This is a genomic window from Zunongwangia mangrovi, from assembly GCF_900112105.1.
Classification (GTDB): domain Bacteria; phylum Bacteroidota; class Bacteroidia; order Flavobacteriales; family Flavobacteriaceae; genus Zunongwangia; species Zunongwangia mangrovi.
The window spans coordinates 116624-140416 of sequence record NZ_FOKV01000003.1 but is presented as its reverse complement, the minus strand read 5'-3'; the positions used below and the strand labels follow the sequence as shown (position 1 = coordinate 140416).

Below are 23793 nucleotides of genomic sequence, written 5' to 3'. Positions count from 1 at the left end.
GTCGTTGCTATCTTTTTTTTGATGGTTAGAAGATAGTAATGCTTGATAAGGTTCGCGCTATTTGCAAGGCGCGAACTTTTTTCAAAATTAATTCAGGATTTCTGTAACATTAATTTTTTAGCGTCGTCTTTATAGTAGAAATCATCAAAATTGCAGAAATACACTTTTTGGTATTATGCAATACAAAGTATTATTTATAACATAACAAACTTTCAATTACTAAACATCAACCAAAAAATGAAACAGTTATTTTTAATCATCATCCTTGCGCTAACCGGCTTTAATTCTATTGCAAATAACGAACCATTTGCCAGAATATCAGGAACTATTATGGATACAGACTTACAGGAACCTATTCCTTACGCTACCATAAGCTTAACAGACACAGAAGGAAACATCATCACCGGAACAACATCAGAAGAAGACGGGTCATTCATCATCAAAAAAGTAAAATCGGGCACTTACACCCTGAATATCCAATTTATTGGCTACAAAAAATTCAGTAAAGAAATTGTCGTAAATCGTAACGGACCTATGGAATTAGGAACCATAAATCTTGATCCTGATGTTGCCGAAATGGATGAAGTTGTAGTTGTTGCCGAACGTTCCACGATCGAACAAAGAATCGACAGGAAAGTTATCAATGTTGGTAAAGACCTTACCACTGCCGGAGCCAGCGCTTCAGACATCATGAACAACCTGCCTTCTGTTAACGTAGACCAAGACGGTAATATCGCGCTACGTGGAAACTCGAACGTTCGTATTTTAATTGACGGAAAGCCTACAAATATGGATGCTGCTCAATTATTGAAGCAAATCCCTTCAAGCTCCATTAAAAAGATCGAATTGATCACTAATCCTTCAGCAAAATATAATCCTGAAGGAATGAGCGGAATCATTAACATCGTTCTACACAAAAACGCTAATAATGGATTTAACGGTAGTTTAAACACCGGTTTAACTTATGGTGAAAATGCACGTTTTAACGGCTCTTTAGATCTTAATTACCGCCAGGGTAAATTAAATTTCTATGCAAATCTTGGAACTAACTTCGGAAAAAGAGAAAATATAAATGACATTAACCTAATAGGTAGAGACGCTACACAATTTTTAGATATGCTGAATGATACCGAGTCGTATTTATATAAAATTGGGGTAGATTATTTTCTAGACGACAATAACACTTTTAGCTTCTATACCAATCAAAATATTTATGATGGCGGATTAGGTGCTACTATTACCGCTACCTATCTTAACAATCCTGCTAACAACTTTGAGCAGTATTTAGACCTGGATTTAAACAATGTGAATGCAAGTTATAATTTTGCATACAAACATTTATTCCCTAAAGAAGGACACGAAATTTTATTTGAAGCCGATTTTAATGATTTTGACGGTGACGAAGATTTTGCAGCAGATTTTAGCAACAATGCACGATTTGATTCTTATGCTGAAATCGTAAAAGAAGAAAGATCTAATGTGATCACCAATATTGACTATTCACTTCCTATTGGAGAGAGGTCAAAATTTGAAGCTGGAGCTGAAGCCAGAATCTTAACCAATACTGAAGATTACGATACTAACAATCCTGCTTCTCAAAATTCAGATTACGATTACGATAGAAATATTTACTCCTTATACAGTACATTTGGACAAACTTTCGAGAAATTCTCTTACCAGTTAGGAGCTCGACTAGAAAGCTTTGATATCGATGCTGATGTAAATGGAGAAAATGTATTTACCGATGATTATGTAACATTATATCCTTCAGGATTCTTCAATTATACGCCTAACGAAAAAAATAGCTATCAGGTAAGTTATAGTCGTAGAATAGATCGACCAAGTTTAGGACAGGTAAGCCCTGTAAGAGAGGTAAGCACTCCAACGATCACAGTGGTAGGAAACCCGAGTTTACAGCCACAATTCACAAACTCGGTTGAATTTAATTACACCAGAAAACTTAAGAACGGTAGTTTTACCGGTGGTGTTTTCTTCAGAAATATAAATGATAACATTAACCAGTTGATCGAAGAAGATCCATCTGATCCTGCAAGTTTGATCATCTCTTTTTCAAACTTTGATGACACAAATGCATATGGATTCGAACTTTCCTCTAACTATAAATTTACCGATTGGTGGAATGCTAATGCTAGCTTCGAGTTATACCAGCAATCTCAAAGCGGAATCGTAGGAACAAGTTTTGTTGAAGTAGACAACACGGTTTACACCGCAAGAGTGAATAATAGTTTTAGTGTTACTGAAGATCTAACACTTCAATTATTTGGATTCTATAGAGGGCCAAGCGAAGAACTTCAGTTTAAAAATGAAGATGTATTTTTTGCAAACATTGGTGGTCGCTATACCTTCTTAGATAAAAAAGCTACGCTGAGTTTAAACTTTAATGATGTATTTGGAACCCAGGAATATAGATTTAGCACTACTAGACCTTACGAACAAGAAGGGTACTTTAAAAGTGAATTCCAGAATGTGTATTTAGGATTTAGCTATCGTTTTGGAGGAAGTAATGGTAAGAAATTAAAAAGAAAACAAAGAGATAACGATGAAGCCCAGGGTGGCGGAATGTTTTAAGGAAAACAAATTATATCATTTTAGATAAAAAATTTGTTTGTTTAGCCAAAAGAAAAGCCTGAAGTTAAAACTTCAGGCTTTCGTTTTTCTATAAGTTGATATTCTACAAATTAAGAATACATTTTATCACGTTGCTCCTTTATTTTAGGATCGCTCATATACTCATCGAAGGTTAAGTAACGATCTATCACTCCTTTTGGAGTAAGCTCGATAATACGGTTTGCAACCGTTTGTGCAAACTCGTGATCGTGTGTTGTAAGCATTACAGTTCCTTTAAAATTCTTAAGCGAATTATTAAAGGCAGTAATCGATTCCAGATCCAAGTGGTTTGTAGGCTCATCTAGCATTAGCACGTTTGCCCTCATCATCATCATTCGGCTTAACATGCAACGTACTTTTTCTCCTCCAGACAATACGTTACTCGTTTTTAAAGCTTCCTCGCCACTAAATAACATTTTTCCTAAGAAACCACGAATAAATACTTCTTCTCTTTCTTCTTCGGTTTTCGCATATTGTCTTAACCAATCAACCAAAGTAAGATCGTTTTCAAAATAATCGGAGTTATCTAACGGAAGATAAGATTGTGAAGTAGTTACTCCCCAATTAAATTTTCCTGCAACAGGTTCTTCTTTTCCATTAATGATCTCGTAAAAAGCGGTCGTTGCACGACTATCCCTAGAGAATACTACAATTTTATCTCCTTTAGTTAAGTTGATATCTACACCGCTAAAAAGTGTCTCACCTTCTAAAGAAGCTTCCAGGTTTTCGATATTTAAAATTTGATCTCCTGCTTCTCGATCTCTATCAAAAATGATCGCAGGATAACGACGACTTGAAGGTTTAATTTCTTCAATATTTAATTTATCGATCATCTTTTTACGAGATGTAGCCTGTTTAGATTTCGCTACGTTCGCGCTAAAACGCTGGATAAATTCCTGTAATTCTTTCTTTTTCTCTTCTGCTTTCTTGTTTTGCTGTGCACGCTGTCTTGCCGCTAACTGCGAAGATTCGTACCAGAAAGAATAGTTACCACTAAAGTGATTAATCTTTCCGAAGTCGATATCAGAAATATGCGTGCAAACTGCATCTAAAAAGTGACGGTCGTGAGATACCACGATCACTGTATTATCATAGTTTGCCAAGAAATTTTCTAACCAGCTTATCGTTTCGTAATCCAGGTCGTTGGTAGGCTCATCCATGATCAAAACATCAGGATTTCCAAAAAGTGCCTGTGCCAGTAAGACACGTACTTTTTGTTTACCATCAAGATCTTTCATTAATGTATAATGAAGATCTGTTTTTATTCCCAGGTTAGAAAGTAAAGATGCAGCAGCACTATCTGCATTCCATCCATCCATTTCTTCAAACTGAACCTGTAGCTCTCCTATACGATCTGCATTCTCATCAGAATAATCTGCGTATAAAGCATCTATTTCGGTCTTAATTTCAAAAAGCGGTTTATTTCCTCTTAAAACCGTTTCTAAAACAGGATAATCATCATATACATTGTGATTTTGCTCCAGTACAGACATACGTTTGCCCGGCTCTAAATGAACATGACCAGACGTAGGATCTGATTTTCCAGATAAGATTTTTAAAAATGTAGATTTACCGGCACCATTGGCACCAATAATTCCGTAGCAGTTCCCCTCAGTAAAAGTAGTATTCACTTCATCAAAAAGTACTCTTTTACCAAACTGGACAGAAAGATTTGAAACTGAAAGCATAAATTCCTCTAATTTTTCGCAAAAGTAGCATATATTGTACACTTTCTAAAAGATTAACGTTTAGAAAATTCCTTTTAACTCGTGGTTAACATTCAAGATTTTAGCTGCATTTTATATTTGTTGATCTGTTACAAGACTTTTTGATATGAGATTATATTTATTTGGATGAGAAAATTTTTACTGTTAGGTATTATTTCTTCTTTAGTTTCACTAGTTGGTTGCAACGATAACAGCACCAATAGTGAACGCGTTTACCTAGGTGGTAAAATTGTAAATCCAAACTTAAAATATGTAATCTTATCCAAAGATCAGGAAATTGTAGATACACTTTCCTTAAACACCGAAAACCAATTTGGTGAATATTTAGAAGATATTACTCCGGGAATTTATACTCTTCAGCATAATCCAGAAAATCAGGTAGTCTATCTTGAGCCTGGCGATAGCATTATGGTTTGGGTGAACACTTATGATTTTGATCGCTCATTGAATTTTAGCGGAAGAGGAAGTAAAGAAAGTTCGTTTTTACTGAATCTTTTTCTTCGCAATAGAGCCAATAACGATCTTGTTTTAAATTATTACAAGATCAAGCCTGAAGAGTTTGAGCAAATTAGTGATTCTATCCACAACAAAAGGATTGAAGAGTTTGAAGAAAATACCGCTAAGCAAGATCTTAGCGAAACCTTCAATAAAATTGCGCGACAGGGTATCGATTATGAATTTTACGATCTTCGAGAGCGATACACCTATCTTATTAAAAAATATCACCCGGAATTTGTAAAACTAATTCCTGAAGATTTTAATGATTATAGAGATTCAATAGATTTCAATAACGAACTTCTTCAAAATTATTACGTTTACACCAACACTATCGATGATTACCTTCGAACCAGAGCCGTTGAGTTTTGCCTGGAAGAACACAAGGATAGAGAGTGTTTTAATGTTTCTAACTTCGATAACATTAAAAGAAGAGCCACTCTTATAGATTCGCTGTCTAACACACCTGCTATAAAAAATAAATTTTTAGATATTTTACTTAGTAAGGCAGTAACCATGGCATCGAACGAAAAAGATTTAGCAAAAGTTCTAAATTTCGCTAAAGGCCTGGATTATGAAGAAATAGATCAAATAAATCAGTTGGCCAATATCCAAACCAATTACTTTACCGGGAAATCGCTTGCAGATTTAAGTATTTTAAACACCAAAGGTGAAGAGGTTACTTATGGGGATGTTGTAGATCAAAAAACTATTGTTTATCTATGGTCTGCAAACAATATTCGTCGCTACATCTGGCAATTTAGAACTATAAAAAATCTACAGGAAAAATATCCAGAATTAGATTTTATTGGTGTAAATCTAGACATGGGACAGCAAAATAAGTGGCTAAGAATCTTAGAAGAAAACAACTACGGCACTGAAAATCAATATCAAATTGCTCGCAGGGAATTTGGAAGCGATTTTGCTACTAAATACTTATACCGCTTAAACTTTATAGATAAGGATGCTGTGATTATAAAAGGAGACATCGCGCTTAGTTCTTCGCCAGAATTTGAGTCTAAATTGGTAGAATTTATTAATCAATAAGTCGCCCAAAATTTACTTCAGACTTTTTATTTCATCTGAATTTCTGAGTATTATTACCTGATTTAGCTTCTGAAAAAATTGTTCACTAGAACATCGAATATTAATTACTAAGATTCTATATTTTCTAAGATCTTTTTTCAGAATAAATTTGATTCGAAAAAACAAGACATAAAAAAAGCTGCCAAAAGGCAGCTTTTTTATTTTATACAGAACTAACGATTACTCGTTTCCTTTTTTATAATCTGCTAAGAATTTTTCTAATCCAATATCAGTTAAAGGATGTTTTAATAAACCTTCGATAGAAGATAAAGGACCAGTCATTACATCTGCACCAATTTTAGCACAGTCGATCACGTGCATTGTGTGACGAATAGAAGCTGCTAAGATTTCAGTTTCGAATCCGTAGTTATCATATACCAATCTAATTTCTTCGATAAGGTTAAGACCATTAGTAGAAATATCGTCTAAACGACCTAAGAAAGGAGATACATAAGTTGCCCCTGCTTTAGCCGCTAATAAAGCCTGACCAACAGAAAAAATTAATGTACAGTTCGTTTTGATTCCTTTATCAGAGAAATGCTTAATTGCTTTAATTCCTTCTTTGATCATTGGTACCTTTACGATAATTTGATCGTGAAGTGCAGCAAGCTCTTCTCCTTCTTTAATAATTCCTTCGAAATCTGTAGAAATAACCTCGGCACTTACATCCCCAGTTACGATCTCACAGATCTTTTTATAGTGATTTATAATGTTTTCTTTTCCTGTGATTCCTTCTTTAGCCATTAACGAAGGATTTGTAGTCACACCATCTAATACACCTAATTCCTGAGCCTCTTTAATTTGATCGAGGTTAGCGGTGTCGATAAAAAATTTCATATTTCAAGTTTTATAAGTTTATTCTTAATTTTATTTAAGTGTAAAAATAACACATTTAATCACTTTTTACAATTTATAGTGATTCATAAGCATTTTTTCGTAGGCTCTATCGGGTAAGATCTTCTTAAGTACGATACTCGCTTTTTGCAAAAGCTCCCCTACTTTATAATGTCCTTTAGGCTCTTTTTCTTCTATAATCTTAAGTACAGCTTTCGCCATCATATCTGGATCCTGTCCCGCATCTACATGCTCATTCATCAATTTTAAAGAATCTCCGTAAGATTGCTTATAAGGAGAATCGTCTAAAACAGGAGCATGATAACGCCCAGAGGCAATATTAGTTGCAAAATCACCAGGAGCAACACAGGTCATTTTTATATTGAAGCCCTTTACTTCCATTCTAAAAGCTTCGGTAGCAATTTCTAAAGCCGCTTTAGAAGCCGAATAGATTCCGCGATATGGTAAGCCCATATAACCTGCTATCGATGTCACATTAATTATAAGACCTTCGTTTTGCTTTCGCATCACCGGTAAAACTGCTTTGCAAACATTTATGGGACCATAAAAGTTGGTTTCAAAAGCTTTACGAATTTCTGGTGTTGGCGTTTCCTCTAAAGGACCGGTAATTCCAACACCGGCATTATTGATCAAAATATCAATTCGTCCTTCTTTTTCTAAAACTAATTTTACTGCATTAAAGATACTATCTTCATTAGTAACATCTAAATCTATAAGATTAAAATTTGATGATTTTCCGGCAGAATTTCTGCTGGTACCATATACTTTAAAATTATGCTGATTTAAATAGTCGCCAATTGCTTTACCAATTCCTGAAGAGCCACCGGTAATAAAAACTACTTTGTGAGAAAGAGTATCTGTTTTCATAAGGCAAATATGCGATTAATTTTGCTAATTTCCAGATACAAAAAAAGGCAAGCGACCCACATCACACCGCTACGACCGCCTACCCTTGCTGCGTTCCCGCCCTGGGGGATTCAGCAGGAGCTGGTTGTGTGGGACTTGCCGGGTGCAAATATACAATCTTTAGCACTTCTGGCAAGCATTTTTTAAACAGAATTGGTTAATTTAGCCATACAAAATAGGACTTTAGAAGATGATGAAACTTAAATCTCTGTTAATCTTAACATTAGCTTTTTTATATTTTTCCTGCGGAAGCAATTCTGGCTCAAAAAAATCGCATTTTAGTATCAAAACTGATGAAAATAAGAAAGAATTTCAGCTTGGCGAGAGCATTTCAGGGCAAATTGAAAACAAAAAAGAGTTCAGTATCGACTCAGTTATCGTTTATTTAAATACAGAAAAAGTAACCGCAAAATCACCAAACTGGTCTTTTGATATTCCGCTTAAAAATCAACTTTTAGGAAATCAAACCCTAAAGGCTGAAGTTTATTACGAAGGCCAAAAAGATACCACCAATAAGTCGATCAAAATATTTAATGACACCCCACCAAAAGCCTACACTTACGAGATCGTAAACACGTATCCTCACGATCCAGAAGCTTACACACAAGGATTAGAATTTTTAAACGATACTTTATACGAAAGTACAGGCGAATATGGCGAATCTGATCTTAGAAAAGTAGATCTAGAAACCGGTGAAGTTTTACAGATTATCGATTTAGATAACTCGGTTTTTGGAGAAGGAATGACCATTTTTAATGACCAGATCATTTTACTTACCTGGCAGGCAAAAGAAGGTTATATCTACGATCGCGAAACTTTTGAGAAAAAAGGAACCTTTAGTTATAACCAAAGTGAAGAAGGCTGGGGACTTTGTAATGATGGCGAACATATTTATAAAAGTGATGGCACAGAAAAGATCTGGCTTTTAAACCCTGAAACTTTCGCCGAAGAAAATTATATCCAAATCGCAACCCACAAAAGCATTAATTCTAAAATGAATGAGTTAGAATGGGTAGATGGTCTTATTTATGCAAACACCTACCAGAAAGATGGCGTAGCGATTATTAATCCTAAGAACGGAGCCATTGTTGGTCTCATCGATTTTAGAGGTTTAAGAAATAAATTAGGTAACGAAAACGAACTTAGCGAGGTGAACCATGTTTTAAATGGTATTGCATACAATCCTCATACTAAACAGCTTTTTGTAACCGGTAAACACTGGGATAAATTATTCGAAGTAAAAATCGTCGAAAAATAAATGATCACGACTCCCCAGATTTTTGAAATGGAGATCAAGGTTAGCCAAATCGATCTTGATGAACAAAACCACGTAAATAATGTACAATATGTGCAGTGGATCCAGGATGTAGCAAAAGGCCATTGGGAAGATCGCGCTTCAGCAGCTCAAAAAGAAGAATTTTTTTGGGTAGTGGTTCGACACGAGATCGATTATAAACAACAGGCTTTTTTAGACGACGAAATTCTGCTACAAACTTACGTAGATCAAATCACCAATGTGACTTCTATAAGACACGTAAGTATTAAAAATAAAAAGACCGATAAAGTTCTGGCCCAGGCAAAAACCACCTGGTGTTTAATGAGCCACGAGTCTAAACGCCCGGCAAGAATCGATGAAAATATGAAGGTTTTATTTCAGGAAAAATCAGTTTAAGATTAACCTTCTCGAAAAAAACTAGAAGGTATTTAATCTCGATTATTAGGCAAAATTCTTTTTATTCATCCAGTTATTCAGTAGAAAAATTTCTAATAAAAAATAAGCGGTAAAAAGTGCTATAGAAATCGCCAAAACATCTGTATTCAAAATATCGATATTGGGCATTTCAATAGAAAAATTAAAAACAGATTTCAGCTTACCCCATTTATCGATCATTACCCCTGAAGCGTTTACTGCGGAAGAAAAATATGCTGAAATCAACAATATCGCTACAAAAGCCGCGATCATCCCCCAGCCGGTTTTAGTGATTAATGGCTCATATTTTATTTTTTCAACTGAAGTTTTCGCGCTTTTTATTTTAGCTGAATTAATTTCAGGAAGATTAGCCATTACCTTATCGGTAAAATTGAATGAAGGAGTTTCCAGGCTTGTTTCACTGAAAATTTTCTGAGTAAATTCGTCTAATTTCATTTCTTTATTTTCCATAATTCAGCAACATATCATTCGACAATCTTCTTTTTAAAATAACCGCCAGTTGTTTACGGCCTCGGTATAATTTTACTTTAACGTTAGCTACCGATAAATTCATAATTTCAGCAATTTCTTTAACCGACTGGTCTTCGTAATAATGTAAAGTTAGCAAAAATGCATCGTCCTCATTCAGCATATTAATACAACTCAAAATCGCCGATTTTCGCTCCTTTTCTTCAAGAATATCAATAGCATTATCTAAATCTTGAATCTCAAAACCATCATAAGCATCTACACTTAACTCCTGAAATTTACGTTTTTTAGCCTTCAAAAAATCAAGACAATTATTATAGGTTACTCGATACACCCAGGTCGAAAATTTTGCTTCTCCTTTAAATTTATTTAGAGATTTATAGATTTTCACAAAACTATCTTGAGCAACTTCTTCGGCCTCTTCCCTATTTTTTAGTAATCGCAAACATAAGGTAAACACCAAATTTTTATAACGATCTACCAGGACAGAGAATATTTGCTTATCTCCACCCAGGATTTGATCGATGAGTAATTGGTCTTTTTTGATGGTCATTTTAGTATATGACGACGACTAAGAAAACCTGGTTACATTAATTTTCCTCTTTTCTTGAATTAATTTGTAACCTGTTTTTACAAAGTATCGTCTTAACTTTTGAAAGCGCTTAAAAAAATTGTCATTAATCAAATAAAATTAAAAATATGAATCCAGCTATTATTATATGTATCTCTCTTTTTGCCTGCATCTTTGGTATTTTTTTCCTGTTTTTTCAAACGAGAAACAAAGAGCGTCTTGCGCTTATCGAACATGATAAGGATGCCTCTATATTTAAATTTAGAAAAGATAGATCGTCACCGGTTTGGGCAGTTATCCTATTAAATTTATCGCTTGTCTTAATGGGTGTTGGCTTGGGATTTCTTATCGGAAATCTTCTTGAAACTTATACCATTTTAAGTGGAGACCTGGCTTACGTGGGTAGCTTATTCTTTACTCCCGGAGCATTTTTACTCTTAGGTTTTTACCTAACCCGTAAGATGAAATTATAATCGATCGATCCATTTACGAACAAAAAAAGCTACCAAAATTGGTAGCTTTTTTATATAATATTGGTAAATACAGCTTAAGCTTTAAAAAGTGGACGACCATGCATTAAGGCATTCACTTCAGATTTTACTTCTGCTAATTTAGCATCGTCATCAATATTAGAAATTACCTTATCGATCAATTCTACGATCTTAGGCATATCTTTTTCAACCAAACCTCTCGTAGTTACTGCAGCAGTACCAATTCTAATCCCAGAAGTTACAAATGGTGATTTATCGTCAAATGGCACCATGTTTTTATTTACGGTAATATCTGCTTTAGTTAAAGCTTCTTCCGCTTCTTTACCGCTCACCTCTTTATTTCTAAGATCGATAAGCATACAATGATTATCGGTTCCGCCAGAAATAATTTGATAGTCTTTTTCAACAAAAGCCTCAGCCATTACTTTAGCGTTTTTCTTCACTTGTACAGCATAATGTAAAAACTCATCGGTTAACGCTTCTCCAAAAGCAATTGCCTTTGCAGCGATGATGTGCTCTAAAGGACCACCTTGATTTCCTGGGAAAATAGCACTATTTAAAATAGCTGACATTTTCTTAAGATTTCCATTTTTCAATTTTTCTCCAAAAGGATTATCAAAATCTTTCCCCATCATGATAATTCCCCCACGTGGACCACGAAGTGTTTTGTGGGTTGTTGATGTTACAATATGACAATGCGGAATTGGGTCTCCTATAACACCTTTTGCGATAAGACCTGCAGGGTGTGCGATATCTGCAAATAAAATAGCACCTACGCTATCTGCGATCTCTCTAAAACGTTTATAGTCGATCTCACGAGAATACGCTGAGGCTCCCGCGATAATCATTTTTGGTTTTTCTTTTTCTGCAATCTCTGCAACTTTATCGTAATCAATAAGTCCGGTTTCTTTATCTACTCCGTAGAAAACAGGCTCATATAATCTTCCTGAAAAGTTTACCGGAGAACCATGTGTTAAATGCCCTCCATGAGAAAGATCAAATCCTAAGAATTTCTCGCCAGGTTTTAAACATGCCTGGAAAACAGCTGTATTTGCCTGCGAACCAGAATGTGGCTGTACGTTTGCATACTCTGCCCCAAAAAGTTCTTTTAAACGATCGATGGCTAATTGCTCTACTTCATCTACTACTTCACATCCACCGTAATATCTTTTGCCAGGATAACCTTCAGCATACTTGTTGGTAAGTACAGATCCGGCAGCTTCCATTACCTGATCACTAACAAAATTCTCACTTGCAATAAGCTCTAAACCATGTAGTTGACGCTCTTTTTCCTTCTCGATTAAATCAAAAATTTTTGTATCTCGTTGCATCTTAAATATTTACGTTAAATATTCATCAAAAGTAATAAATACATTCGGTTAATTACAGGAAAATAATATATTTGAATCAATCAGATTTTAACAAATTCTTATTTTTCTATGTCAATTACCGCAAACGATCCAAAAAGAAAAACCTGGTTGGAGATTTCTAAAGATACCGATTTCCCGATCCAGAACATTCCTTTTGGTGTATTTTTAACCAGAGATGATATCATTACCATTGGAACCAGAATCGGTGATTTTGCGATCGATCTTGGTGCACTACATCAGCTTGGTTATTTTGAGGGAATTCCTTTAACCGATGATATTTTCCTTCAGGATACTTTAAATGATTTTATTTCTGACGGAAAAAAAACGTGGAGATTAGTAAGAAATAGAATTGCTGAAATCTTTGACGAAAACAACGAAGCTTTAAAGAACAACCAGGAACATCGAAATGTAGTGCTATTTACTTTAGATGAAATAGAAATGCAAATGCCGGTGCAGGTTGGCGATTATACAGATTTCTACTCAAGCAAAGAGCATGCAACCAACGTTGGGAGCATGTTTCGGGATAAAGAAAATGCTCTGTTACCAAATTGGCTGCACATCCCCGTAGGTTATCATGGTAGAAGCTCTTCGATCGTTACCAGCCATATTCCTATTCATCGTCCTAAAGGCCAAACAATGCCAGAAGATGCTAAAGAACCTGTATTTGGACCATCAAAACAGGTAGATTTTGAAATGGAAATGGCTTTTATTACTACAGATGCTAATTTATTAGGAGAACCAATTCCTGTTGATGAAGCTGAAGAATATATCTTCGGAATGGTAATGTTTAACGATTGGAGTGCTCGCGATATTCAGAAATGGGAATATGCACCACTTGGACCTTTCTTAGCTAAAAACTTTGCTTCTTCTATTTCGCCATGGATCGTAACCATGGATGCTTTGGAACCTTTTAGAACTGAAGGACCAGATCCAGAAAAAGAACTGATGTCTTATTTAAAATACACAGGTAAAAAGAGTTTCGATATTAATCTTGAAGTTTATCTAAAACCAGAAGGTAGCGAGGAAAACTTACTCAGTAAGACAAATTATAAGTATTTGTATTGGAATATGAGTCAACAGTTGGCGCATCATACTATTAATGGTTGCCCGGTAAATTCTGGAGATATGATGGCATCTGGAACCATATCTGGTCCAACTCCAGATACCTACGGAAGCATGTTAGAACTTTCTTGGAAAGGAGAAAAACCAATAAAATTAGGTGACGGCAGCACTCGTAGCTTTATCGAAGATAATGATACGGTAATTATGAGAGGTCACTGTGAAAATGAGAGCATACGAATTGGTTTTGGTGAAATTAACACCAAGATTTTACCAGTATTCGAACCTAAAAAGAAATAACTATTCCTAAATATAGGTCATAAAAAAAGCTGCCAGATCATGGCAGCTTTTTTTATTTTATCGACTGTAGCTTCTAAATTCCCTCGACTCGCGCATCGCCGCCTCAGCAGCTTTTTTCTCGTCGCTAGATCCGCCTTTCTTTCGATCTTCAGGCAAATTAGCTTCGCTGTAATCTTGGAACTCTCGCTGTTGTCTGTCGTTATCCTGACTTTTCTTGATGGCTTCCCATCTTTTTTCAAGTTCTTTAAAATCTATCTCTTTATCCATAACTGTGATTAATCTTTAAACCTGATCCAAAATTACAAATGATGAATCTTTTTGACATATTGATTAATAATCTTTAACAATGGTTTCTAAATTTAAATTAAAAAAAGAAAATATTCAAATATTATAAGAATTCCTTGATATTATTCACGTCGATATCTTGGTGAGAACTATGATGAACTACTTGTTTTTGCTGAAGTATGATGAGCTGTGGGCTCTCGTGCCTTACCTTAAATCGATCTGCGATTTCATTAGAAATATCACGATGACTAAGCAGGTCTAAAAAGTATAATTTAACCTCAGCATCTTCAGGAAGATCATAAGAATTTTCAAATTGTCTTAACACCATTCGGCTAATTCCGCATCGAGTAGAATGTTTTAAAATTGCTACTAGTTGCTGCTGTGATTCCATTTCTGCAACTTCGACCTCAGAAATATCGGTTAACGGCCTCCAATTCACCTTAGATTGATTATTAGATTCATTCTCTCCTCCTCCAAACATTTTATCAAAAATTCCCATACTTAAATTTTTTGCAAAGATACACCTTAAAACCAGATGCTTACCCAATTTAAAAGATTTTCAGTATAAATACAAAAACTGTCGTTTTGTCTTAAGATTATTTAAAAATAATGTCAATTTGTCCAATTATTCGTAAGGTATAGGATTTGCTATTTAGAAATCAAAAAACAAAAGACTATGAATTTTAATAATTTCACAATAAAATCACAGGAGGCTATTCAGCAGGCGCAACAGCTTGCTCAGGAAATGGGCCATCAGCAAATCGAGAACGAACATCTATTTAAAGCGATCACGATCGTAGATGAAAATGTAACTCCATTTTTGCTGAAAAAGTTGAACATTAACGTTAACCTCTTCAATCAAATTCTGGATAACACGCTTCAGAGTTTTCCAAAAGTTAGCGGTGGCGATATCATATTAAGTCGGGAGGCCGGCAAAACAGTAAATGAAGCATCGAGCATTGCCAAAAAAATGAACGATGAGTACGTTTCTGTAGAACATTTGATCCTGGCAATTTTTAAATCTTCCAGCAAAGTTTCTCAGATCTTAAAAGATCAGGGAGCAACTGAAAAAGGTTTAAAGGCAGCTATCGAAGAATTAAGAAAAGGTGATCGTGTAACTTCTCAAAGTGCTGAAGATACGTATAACTCTTTAAATAAGTATGCAAAAAACCTTAACCAGCTAGCAGAAACCGGAAAACTGGATCCTGTAATTGGTAGAGATGAAGAAATACGCCGAATCTTACAGATCTTATCGCGTAGAACCAAGAACAACCCAATGCTTGTTGGTGAACCAGGTACTGGTAAAACTGCGATTGCTGAAGGTTTAGCACATCGTATCGTAGCTGGTGACGTTCCTGAAAATCTTAAGGAGAAACAAATTTTCTCTTTAGATATGGGTGCACTAATTGCCGGAGCTAAATTTAAAGGAGAATTCGAGGAACGTTTAAAAGCGGTAATTAAAGAAGTAACCGGCAGCGATGGTAATATTGTTCTTTTTATCGATGAGATTCACACACTTGTTGGTGCCGGTGGTGGCCAGGGCGCGATGGATGCCGCAAACATTTTAAAACCTGCGCTTGCTCGTGGTGAACTAAGAGCGATTGGAGCGACCACTTTGGATGAATATCAAAAATATTTTGAAAAAGATAAAGCTTTAGAGCGTCGTTTTCAAAAAGTGATGGTTGAAGAACCAGATACCGAAAGTGCGATCTCGATACTTCGTGGTATTAAAGAAAAGTACGAGCAACACCATAAAGTAAGAATTAAGGATGAAGCGATTATCGCAGCGGTAGAATTATCGCAACGCTATATCACTAACCGATTTTTGCCAGATAAGGCGATCGATCTGATGGATGAAGCTGCTTCTAAACTTCGAATGGAAATCAACTCTAAACCAGAAGAATTAGATGTTTTAGATCGTAAGATCATGCAGCTGGAAATCGAGATCGAAGCAATTAAGCGCGAAAAAGATGAAGCAAAACTAAAATCTTTACGTGCAGATTTAGCGAATCTTAAGGAAGAGCGAAACGAAATACATGCACAATGGAAAAATGAGAAAGAAGTTGTAGATAACATCCAGGGCGCTAAATCTGAAATCGAAGAATATAAACTGGAAGCCGAGCGTGCTGAGCGTGAAGGTGACTACGGAAAGGTTGCTGAGCTACGTTATGGTAAAATTAAAGAAGCACAGGAGAAATTGGAGCGCCTTCAAAAAGAAGTTCAGCAAAAAGAAAGTGGTAAATCTTTGATTCAGGAAGAAGTTACTAACGATGATATTGCTGAAGTTGTTGCAAAATGGACGGGAATTCCGGTAACTAAAATGTTACAAAGCGAACGTGAAAAATTACTTCGACTAGAAGACGAATTACACCGTCGCGTTGTAGGACAGGAAGAAGCAATTGTTGCCGTAAGTGATGCCGTTCGTAGAAGTCGTGCTGGATTACAGGATCAAAATAGACCAATTGGATCCTTCTTATTCCTGGGAACAACCGGAGTTGGTAAAACTGAATTAGCGAAAGCACTAGCAGAATATTTATTCGATGACGAATCTGCCATGACCAGAATCGACATGAGTGAATACCAGGAGCGTCATTCGGTTAGCCGTTTAGTTGGTGCACCTCCGGGATATGTTGGTTACGACGAAGGTGGGCAGTTAACTGAAGCGGTGAGACGTAAACCATATTCAGTTGTACTTTTAGATGAGATCGAAAAAGCGCATCCAGACACGTTCAATATCCTGTTACAGGTACTTGATGAAGGACGCTTAACAGACAACAAAGGACGTTTGGCCGACTTTAAGAACACCATCATTATAATGACTTCGAATATGGGAAGCCAGATTATTCAGGAGAAATTTGAAGCGATCCAGGATGTAGAAACTGCAATGGAAGCTGCAAAAACCGAAGTTCTTGGTGTACTAAAACAAAGTGTACGACCAGAGTTTATAAACCGTATCGACGATATCGTAATGTTCACTCCATTAACACAAAAAGATATTAAACGAATTGTAGATCTTCAGTTAAAAGGTGTGAAGAAAATGCTGGCAAAACAAAACATTGTTTTAGATGCTACAGAACAGGCATTGAATTTCCTTGCAAGACGAGGTTTCGATCCACAATTTGGTGCACGACCAGTGAAGAGAACCGTACAGAAAGAAGTGTTGAATAAACTTTCTAAAGAGATTCTTTCTGGAAATATTCATACCGATAGTATCATATTATTGGATGAGTTTGATGATAATTTAGTATTCAGAAATCAGGAAGAACTAACTGCTTCTGAGTAATCGAAAAAAGAAAAAATAAGCACTAAAAAAGGGACTGTAAATTACAGTCCCTTTCTTATTACCTTCATAAAGTATTAAATTACCACTGCTCTATCTCGTACTTCAATTCCTGCTTGGTTTTGCCGGTTTTTTCCTGTAACCTTCCAAGCATTTCATCAAATTTTCCTTCAGCATAGGTTGCATCATCATCGGTTACTTCTCCATACTTCTGTTTGAATTCACCCTGCATCTGTTTCCATTTTCCTTCTAATTGATCATTATTCATAACACTTGATTTTTTTGGTTAACAATATAAATTTACTTCAATACTCAATAGATTCATCATAACAAATCGCCATATTTTACTTAAGCTTTTGTTATTTTTATCCTGAAAAAAATGATGATGAAGAAATTACCAATATTGGCCATTCTAGGCCTGCTTTTTTGTTCTTGCGCGACCACCAGAAAAATAGAAGACGACAGAATAAAAATTAAGTTTCGGGACGAATATGTGATCGATAAAGATCTTACCTTAGACGATACTAAAGTCGGCGGATTATCTGGAATTGATTATAAAAACGGCAAATATTACTTTATCGTCGATACACCTTCTGATGCCCGCTTTTACGAAGCTGAAATTGATCTCTCCGGAAATAAAATTGATACTGTAAACTTCAAAAAAACGGTAATAATCGAAAGATCTGCTGAATTTTTCAAGGAACATACATTAGATCCTGAAGCGATTCGATTTTCCACTGAAGAAAACCAGGTTTACATTAGCAGTGAAGGGAGTATAAATAACGAAAAAGATCCTTCAGTATTTATTTTAGACGAAAATGGTAATTTTAAAGAAGCTTTTAAAATTCCGCAGCATTTTACAGCAACCGGAGAACAAAAACCTAGGCATAACGGAGTTTTTGAAGGTTTAACCGAAGCTTCAGATAAAAAAGGAATTTGGGTAGCTACAGAACTTCCGCTAGAAAAAGATGGCCCTAAACCCAAATTATTTCCAACAAAATCTTTTACCAGAATTACCTATTTTGATAAAGAATCGATGGAAGCAACCAATCAATTTGCGTATCGATTAGACGGAATTTCAAAAATCCCTTGGAACTATTTTGCAATTAATGGCGTAACCGAGCTTTTAGAATACAAACCGGGCAATTTTCTTGTTTTAGAACGCGCTTATTCCGCAGGACATGGATCGCATAGCAATACAGTGAAAATTTTTGATGTTGATACGAAAAGAGCAACCAATATCCTGGAAAAAGAATCACTAAAAAAAGCCAGTTTTTCACCGGCCAGAAAACGTTTGGTCTTTGATTTTAAATCGGTAAAAGATCAACTCACCGATAAAATAATTGATAATATAGAAGGAATATGCTTTGGCCCAAAACTCGAAAATGGGAAACAGTCTTTATTAGTAATTTCAGACAATAATTTTAATAGCTTCGGGCGACAAATAACGCAGCTTATTCTTTTAGAAATTGATATTAAAGAATAAATTATGGTGATGAGACCCTGAATCAAGCCTGCCAGCCGGCGAGGCAGGTTCAGGGTGACAAAACCCAAATATGACCGATTTCTGTAAAATTTAAAATTCAAACTAAACCAACTAAAAAATATGAAACAAATTATCAAATATTTATTCTTAAGCTTTCTTTTCTTATCAATTTCCTGCCAGCAACAACCGAAGAAAAAAGAACAAAAAAATGAACCAAAATTAGAGAAAATCAGCACTTATTATTTTATAAGACATGCTGAAAAAGACACTACAGATACCGGTAACCGCAATCCCGCTTTAACCGAAGAAGGAAAAGAGCGCGCCCAAAAATGGAAAGCTATTTTTGCTGAAGTTGATTTTGATGCCGTGTATAGTTCAGATTTTATTAGAACTATAGAAACCGGGAAACCTACAGCTGAAAGTAAAAGTCTTAAAGTTGAAATCTACGATCACACTAAATTAAATTCCGAAGCATTTAAAAAAGCAACCGAAGGTAAAAAAGTACTGGTAGTTGGACATACTAATACGACACCTTACTTCGCAAACGGCGTTTTAGGAAAAGAACATTTTCAAAACGATATTGATGAATCACAACACGGTAAATTATTTATCGTTCAGGTTAATCCAAATGGAGAAAATACGATCGAAAATCTAACGATCAATTAAAGAAAATCCACAAGTAAACCAACTCGTTACAAGCTCACATTAATGGAAGTAAATTTGTAATCTCGTGGTAAGCTTTGGGAGTATTATTCCCTTTGGCGGTGCCAATGCAAAAAGCCGTGAAAACTAATTCACGGCTTTTTCTCCAACCAATTGCGCTGAAACTAAATCCAGCGTCTTTTAATTGTTCAATATTATCCTTCTAGAATATTGATAGCTTTGGTGTTTACAAATTCTTTAATTCCAAAGCCACCATGTTCTCTACCATATCCAGAATTTTTAACTCCTCCAAATGGCATATTTGGTTGTGCCACGCCAAAAGAGTTAATAAATACCATTCCGGTATCAAAATGCTTTTCGGCTAGCTCGATCGCTTTTTTCTCATCTTTAGAGAAAATTCCGCCACCAAGACCAAATCTACTATCGTTAGCAATTCTCATAGCATCTTCGTCGTCTTTCGCTTTAATAACAGAAGCTACCGGGCCAAAAAGCTCATCGTCGTAAGCTGGCTGTCCTGGGTTTACATTTGCCAGTACAGTTGCTGGATAAAAATATCCTTCACCATCTGGAATTCCGCCACCACAAAGCACTTTTGCTCCGTTTTTCACACTTTCTTCTACCTGATCGTGTAATTTTTCGCGAAGATCTTTACGTGCCATCGGTCCTATCTGCGAATCTTCATTTGTAGGATCTCCCATTTTTACGTTCTTCATTTTTTCTGTAAATGCTTCTAAGAACGCATCATAATTCTTCTCTGTCACTACAAATCTTTTTGCAGCCACGCAGGTTTCACCATTATTATAGATTCTACCTTTCACACTCCATTCTACTGCAGTGTCAAGATCTGCATCATCTAATACTAAATACGCATCATTTGATCCTAGTTCCAGTACGGTCTTTTTAAGGTTTCCTGCAGCTTTTTCTGCTACTGCCCTACCACCGTTTGGACTTCCTGTAAAAGTTACGCCTCTTACAAAATCATTATCGATAATATCATTAGACTGATCGTGATCGATGATCAATACTTTAAATAAGTTTTTAGGTAAACCAGCTCTTTCAAAGATTTCCTCTAGCATTAAACCAGATCCTGTAGTTCCTTCAGCATGTTTCAATAACACTCCGTTTCCGGCCATTAGATTTGCGATAGCATATCGTACTACCTGGTATGCTGGGAAATTCCATGGTTGGATTCCGTAGATCACACCAATAGGAGAATATGTTATAATTCCGCGACCACCACCTGGTAATTCACGTTCTGGTTCATTTTGTAATTCTTTTGCGCCATTTTCAGCAGTATATTCACAAATTGTAGCACAAAGCTCAATTTCTTCTTCTCCCTGACTCACTAATTTCCCCATCTCTTGGGTCATTAGCTGAGAAAATTCAGATTTATAATCTCTAAGAGTTTCAGCAATCTTTTTAAGAACTGCTCCTCTTTCTTCTAAAGATTTGTGTTTCCAGTCTACAAAAGCTTCGTGACATTTCTTAACTGCTTCACTAGCTTCTTCATTGGTCATTAACGGATAATCCTTAAGTTTTTCTCCTGTTGTTGGATTAATCGTTGTAATAACATCGTTTTCAATTAATGTACTCATAGCTTTTAATTTTTTTCTAAGGTACGATAGGACTTCAGGCTTTGCTGATAAAGCCCCGTTAAAGCTTTTCGAAATTCACGTTAATTGAGATTTGTTAACAGAATTACGCCATGTATTAATTGTTCGTTTAGAAACTGAATTCATTTTCATATTAATTCGCTAAATTTAATTTTCATTTCGGTTTATAGATGCGAAAATTACTTTGTTTACTTTACATCCTTAGCGCCTTTTCCTGCGCCTCTAAAATGAAAATAAAGGGAGAAGCAACGCAACAATTTGCTCCGCTTAAGAAGAACGAAGCTGTCGCCATAATCGAAGAATATAAAAAGATCCCAGATTCTATCAAATATCAACACGTTGGTGAATTTCAACTAAAAGATGGTGGCTTAACGGTAGATTGTAGCTACGAACATGTTTTGGATCTTGCCAAAACCAAAGCCAGAAAACTTGGCGGAAATGCAATTAGGATCATCCAACATAAAATGCCAGGAGCTTTTTCGTCCTGTCACCAGATAAAATTCGAAATTCTAAAAATGACAGATGTTTTTGCTTTTCAGAAAATGTTGATCTGGAGTAAAGAGCACAAAATAGGCTGGAAATATTTTAAAGGCGCTCCAAAGATCGAACGTCCATCATTTCTTTGTGCTACGCTAAATGTAGATTATAAAGACCACAAAATTGGTGGTAAAGGAAGAATAGAAGTTTTACCGGTAATTGTTTTCGATTGCAGTTACATTCAACCCAATTATCAAAATAAGCATCAGTTAGAATACAACCAGCTAAAATTCGACCTTCTGGAACTTTACGCGCGTAAAATGCGTGAAGCTTTTAATGCTGCTAATATCGACTCGCAGCTGAAGTGGCAAAAGTTTGCTGAAGAAATCTACAACGAGATCTTTAATGATTTTGAAACTGAGATCTATTATCTGGAAACCGAAACTAATTTTGGGCTGGAATACACTGAAACTTTACGCTGGAAATACCGTTTAAAAGAAGAATTAGCAGAAACCGCTGCTTTAAGCACCGATTCTATTTAACCTAAAATCTAAAAAATGGCTACAAGCTGGGATGCGAAATTATATAATACAAAGCATGATTTTGTTTTTCACTACGGAAGTTCACTAATCGAACTTCTAAAACCAAAGAAAGATGAATTGATCTTGGATCTTGGTTGCGGTGCCGGGCAACTGACTGAGGAAATTGCGAGAAGCGGAGCAAAAGTTATAGGCATGGATGCTTCTGAAACCATGATTAAAAGTGCCAAAAGTAATTTCCCCGAACTGGAATTTAGAATTGCTAATGCTGAAAGTTTTGATTTTGCTGAAAAATTTGATGCTATTTTCTCGAATGCCACTTTACACTGGGTAAAAAACTATAAAGTCGCCGCTGCGAATATGTTTCAGCATTTAAATAAAAAAGGTCGCTTAATTATCGAATTTGGGGGTAAAGGAAATGTTGAGAAAATCGAACAGACACTAAAAGCCGTATTGAAAGAAAAAAATTATCTAAAACAAGCTAATATCAATTTATGGTTTTTCCCTTCTATTGCTGAATACTCCAACATATTAGAAGAAACAGGTTTTGAAGTTCGTTTAGCCGAATTATACGATCGACCAACCAAATTAGCCGATGAAAAAACCGGGATAAAAGACTGGATTTCGATGTTTGGCAAGACTTTTTTTGAAGGTATTCCTGAAAATGATGCTGAAATCATTAAAAATGAAGTTCAAAACCGACTAAAACCGGATCTTTTAAAAAAAGATGGCTGGTATGCCGATTACAGGCGTTTAAGAATAATTGCCTATAAAAACAGCTAATATTGAATTTAAGAATCAGCTTTTAACAAAACTATTCTGAAAAATTAACCTCAACATCTTCAGTAATGATTTCAGAAAATAATTCTAATTCACCAGCTTCGTAAAGTTCATCAAGACTTTCTAAAGGCGTAGAAAGATCGTCTTCAGCATAATTTTTATAATCTACAAAGCGAATTCCTTTTATCATTCGTTCATTAAAGGCTTCTCTAAAACGAATTCCGCCTTCATTTACATGATAACTGTACGCCAGATAATCTACCGTGAATGTATTGGTATTGATCCAATAAAGATATTCATCTTCATAATCGGTGCCGCCACCATCTTGATTAAAACTAACTTTAATTTCGTAATATTCTTTACCTTTAATACTGTCTTTCCCTAAAAGATCTTTATTCACCGCATCACCATTTAGACCGTAAGGCAATTGCACAAAATAATGTACAGAATTTACCGAATTTGAGTAGGCACTGGCTGTAGAATCTGGCAAGTTAACAGGCTTCTCATTCTGCGTTCGAGAAAAATCATTATTGGTTAATTTATCGATAATTTTATTTCCTAAAGAATCTTCCTGATGGCGCTCCAATTGAAATTGCCCATTTTTCCTGGTACTTTTATAATGCTTATCACGAAAATTAAAAGTGATTGTTGCTGAATCGTATTTCTTTCCGCCAGAGGCTTCAATAGATCTATTAATGATCTCTTTAGCATCAAGCTCTTTTTGCTGACAAGAAATACTAAATACTGAAATTATAAGGAGTAGGGTAATTTTTTTCATAGATTAAAATTGTCGGCAAAGATAATAAATCCTTTCAGCAATTGAAGACTAAAGGAAAATTGAAAAGAATGCTTACTTTTGTTTGTTACGATTTTTGTAAAATGATTTAATTATCTTGTGAAGCTTATTATTTTTGCTTTCTATACAAGTTCACTTCCTGTTGGCAACAGGTTTTGAATATTAAAAAAGAATTCCATTTTTAAATCCGGAAAAAGGAAAATTTTA

General features: G+C 35.4%; 22 protein-coding genes and 1 other RNA gene. 11 read left to right on the top strand and 12 right to left on the bottom strand.

What is annotated here, in order from left to right; all coding sequences use genetic code 11:
• Positions 1 to 237 precede the first annotated feature (237 nt).
• Positions 238 to 2589 carry a TonB-dependent receptor gene (locus tag BM201_RS08930; protein ID WP_092541779.1) on the top strand — a complete coding sequence of 784 codons (2352 nt, stop codon included), beginning with the start codon at positions 238 to 240 and terminating at the stop codon, positions 2587 to 2589.
• A 110-nt stretch (positions 2590 to 2699) separates the two neighbouring features.
• Here BM201_RS08930 and BM201_RS08925 read toward each other — a convergent pair whose 3' ends face one another.
• Positions 2700 to 4316, bottom strand: a complete 1617-nt coding sequence (locus BM201_RS08925) for an ABC-F family ATP-binding cassette domain-containing protein (protein ID WP_092541777.1) — start codon at positions 4314 to 4316, stop codon at positions 2700 to 2702.
• Between the two features lie 165 nt (positions 4317 to 4481).
• Between BM201_RS08925 and BM201_RS08920 the strand changes: the two genes are divergently transcribed.
• Positions 4482 to 5897: a TlpA family protein disulfide reductase gene (locus tag BM201_RS08920; protein ID WP_092541774.1), complete on the top strand. Its 1416-nt coding sequence runs from the start codon at positions 4482 to 4484 to the stop codon at positions 5895 to 5897.
• A gap of 219 nt (positions 5898 to 6116) precedes the next feature.
• On the opposite strand, the gene fsa is transcribed toward BM201_RS08920, so the two are convergent.
• From fsa to ffs, 3 genes are all read right to left on the bottom strand, one after another.
• The gene (gene fsa / locus BM201_RS08915) at positions 6117 to 6773 is read right to left on the bottom strand and encodes a fructose-6-phosphate aldolase (protein WP_092541772.1); all 657 of its coding nucleotides are present in this window, start codon (positions 6771 to 6773) and stop codon (positions 6117 to 6119) included.
• Positions 6774 to 6839: 66 nt separating this feature from the next.
• Positions 6840 to 7658, bottom strand: coding sequence for an SDR family oxidoreductase (locus tag BM201_RS08910; RefSeq protein WP_092541770.1), 819 nt, complete (start codon positions 7656 to 7658; stop codon positions 6840 to 6842).
• Positions 7659 to 7700: 42 nt separating this feature from the next.
• Positions 7701 to 7799, bottom strand: an RNA gene (gene ffs / locus BM201_RS08905) — signal recognition particle sRNA small type.
• Positions 7800 to 7887: 88 nt separating this feature from the next.
• On the opposite strand from ffs, the gene BM201_RS08900 reads away from it, so the two are divergent.
• On the top strand, positions 7888 to 8955 hold the full coding sequence (locus tag BM201_RS08900; protein WP_092541768.1) for a glutaminyl-peptide cyclotransferase: 1068 nt from the start codon (positions 7888 to 7890) through the stop codon (positions 8953 to 8955).
• The gene (locus BM201_RS08895) at positions 8956 to 9369 is read left to right on the top strand and encodes an acyl-CoA thioesterase (RefSeq protein ID WP_092541766.1); all 414 of its coding nucleotides are present in this window, start codon (positions 8956 to 8958) and stop codon (positions 9367 to 9369) included. It abuts the gene before it with no gap.
• A gap of 45 nt (positions 9370 to 9414) precedes the next feature.
• Here BM201_RS08895 and BM201_RS08890 read toward each other — a convergent pair whose 3' ends face one another.
• Together BM201_RS08890 and BM201_RS08885 are read right to left on the bottom strand one after the other, a co-directional pair.
• On the bottom strand, positions 9415 to 9858 hold the full coding sequence (locus tag BM201_RS08890; RefSeq protein WP_092541764.1) for a hypothetical protein: 444 nt from the start codon (positions 9856 to 9858) through the stop codon (positions 9415 to 9417).
• Positions 9848 to 10429, bottom strand: a complete 582-nt coding sequence (locus BM201_RS08885) for an RNA polymerase sigma factor (RefSeq protein WP_092541762.1) — start codon at positions 10427 to 10429, stop codon at positions 9848 to 9850. Before BM201_RS08885 ends, BM201_RS08890 begins: the two co-directional genes overlap by 11 nt.
• 146 nt (positions 10430 to 10575) lie before the next feature.
• Here BM201_RS08885 and BM201_RS17995 point away from each other — a divergent pair, with 146 nt between their 5' ends.
• Positions 10576 to 10920 carry a DUF6249 domain-containing protein gene (locus BM201_RS17995; RefSeq protein WP_139219179.1) on the top strand — a complete coding sequence of 115 codons (345 nt, stop codon included), beginning with the start codon at positions 10576 to 10578 and terminating at the stop codon, positions 10918 to 10920.
• 74 nt (positions 10921 to 10994) lie between these two features.
• On the opposite strand, the gene glyA is transcribed toward BM201_RS17995, so the two are convergent.
• Positions 10995 to 12269, bottom strand: coding sequence for a serine hydroxymethyltransferase (gene glyA, locus BM201_RS08880; RefSeq protein ID WP_092541760.1), 1275 nt, complete (start codon positions 12267 to 12269; stop codon positions 10995 to 10997).
• A gap of 108 nt (positions 12270 to 12377) precedes the next feature.
• On the opposite strand from glyA, the gene fahA reads away from it, so the two are divergent.
• Positions 12378 to 13667, top strand: coding sequence for a fumarylacetoacetase (fahA, locus tag BM201_RS08875; RefSeq protein ID WP_092541758.1), 1290 nt, complete (start codon positions 12378 to 12380; stop codon positions 13665 to 13667).
• A 57-nt stretch (positions 13668 to 13724) separates the two neighbouring features.
• On the opposite strand, the gene BM201_RS08870 is transcribed toward fahA, so the two are convergent.
• A complete protein-coding gene (locus BM201_RS08870; RefSeq protein ID WP_092541756.1) occupies positions 13725 to 13934 on the bottom strand; it encodes a hypothetical protein in 210 nt (69 codons plus the stop codon).
• A gap of 121 nt (positions 13935 to 14055) precedes the next feature.
• A complete protein-coding gene (gene ytxJ / locus BM201_RS08865; RefSeq protein WP_092541754.1) occupies positions 14056 to 14451 on the bottom strand; it encodes a bacillithiol system redox-active protein YtxJ in 396 nt (131 codons plus the stop codon).
• 177 nt (positions 14452 to 14628) lie between these two features.
• On the opposite strand from ytxJ, the gene clpB reads away from it, so the two are divergent.
• Positions 14629 to 17235, top strand: coding sequence for an ATP-dependent chaperone ClpB (gene clpB / locus BM201_RS08860; RefSeq protein ID WP_092541752.1), 2607 nt, complete (start codon positions 14629 to 14631; stop codon positions 17233 to 17235).
• Between the two features lie 79 nt (positions 17236 to 17314).
• Here clpB and BM201_RS08855 read toward each other — a convergent pair whose 3' ends face one another.
• Entirely contained in the window at positions 17315 to 17500 is a 186-nt protein-coding gene (locus BM201_RS08855; RefSeq protein ID WP_092541750.1) for a CsbD family protein, read from the bottom strand.
• A gap of 117 nt (positions 17501 to 17617) precedes the next feature.
• On the opposite strand from BM201_RS08855, the gene BM201_RS08850 reads away from it, so the two are divergent.
• Together BM201_RS08850 and BM201_RS08845 are read left to right on the top strand one after the other, a co-directional pair.
• The gene (locus BM201_RS08850; protein WP_245758610.1) at positions 17618 to 18718 is read left to right on the top strand and encodes an esterase-like activity of phytase family protein; all 1101 of its coding nucleotides are present in this window, start codon (positions 17618 to 17620) and stop codon (positions 18716 to 18718) included.
• A gap of 120 nt (positions 18719 to 18838) precedes the next feature.
• Positions 18839 to 19384, top strand: a complete 546-nt coding sequence (locus BM201_RS08845) for a phosphoglycerate mutase family protein (protein WP_245758609.1) — start codon at positions 18839 to 18841, stop codon at positions 19382 to 19384.
• A gap of 191 nt (positions 19385 to 19575) precedes the next feature.
• Here BM201_RS08845 and BM201_RS08840 read toward each other — a convergent pair whose 3' ends face one another.
• Positions 19576 to 20976 carry an NAD-dependent succinate-semialdehyde dehydrogenase gene (locus tag BM201_RS08840; protein ID WP_092541746.1) on the bottom strand — a complete coding sequence of 467 codons (1401 nt, stop codon included), beginning with the start codon at positions 20974 to 20976 and terminating at the stop codon, positions 19576 to 19578.
• A 245-nt stretch (positions 20977 to 21221) separates the two neighbouring features.
• On the opposite strand from BM201_RS08840, the gene BM201_RS08835 reads away from it, so the two are divergent.
• Positions 21222 to 22013 (top strand): hypothetical protein, encoded by a 792-nt coding sequence (locus tag BM201_RS08835; protein ID WP_092541744.1) that lies wholly within the window; start codon positions 21222 to 21224, stop codon positions 22011 to 22013.
• A 15-nt stretch (positions 22014 to 22028) separates the two neighbouring features.
• The gene (locus BM201_RS08830; RefSeq protein WP_092541742.1) at positions 22029 to 22793 is read left to right on the top strand and encodes a class I SAM-dependent methyltransferase; all 765 of its coding nucleotides are present in this window, start codon (positions 22029 to 22031) and stop codon (positions 22791 to 22793) included.
• Positions 22794 to 22824: 31 nt separating this feature from the next.
• Here the strand turns inward: BM201_RS08830 and BM201_RS08825 are convergent, their stop codons facing one another.
• Positions 22825 to 23568, bottom strand: coding sequence for a DUF6503 family protein (locus tag BM201_RS08825; RefSeq protein ID WP_092541736.1), 744 nt, complete (start codon positions 23566 to 23568; stop codon positions 22825 to 22827).
• Positions 23569 to 23793 lie beyond the last annotated feature (225 nt).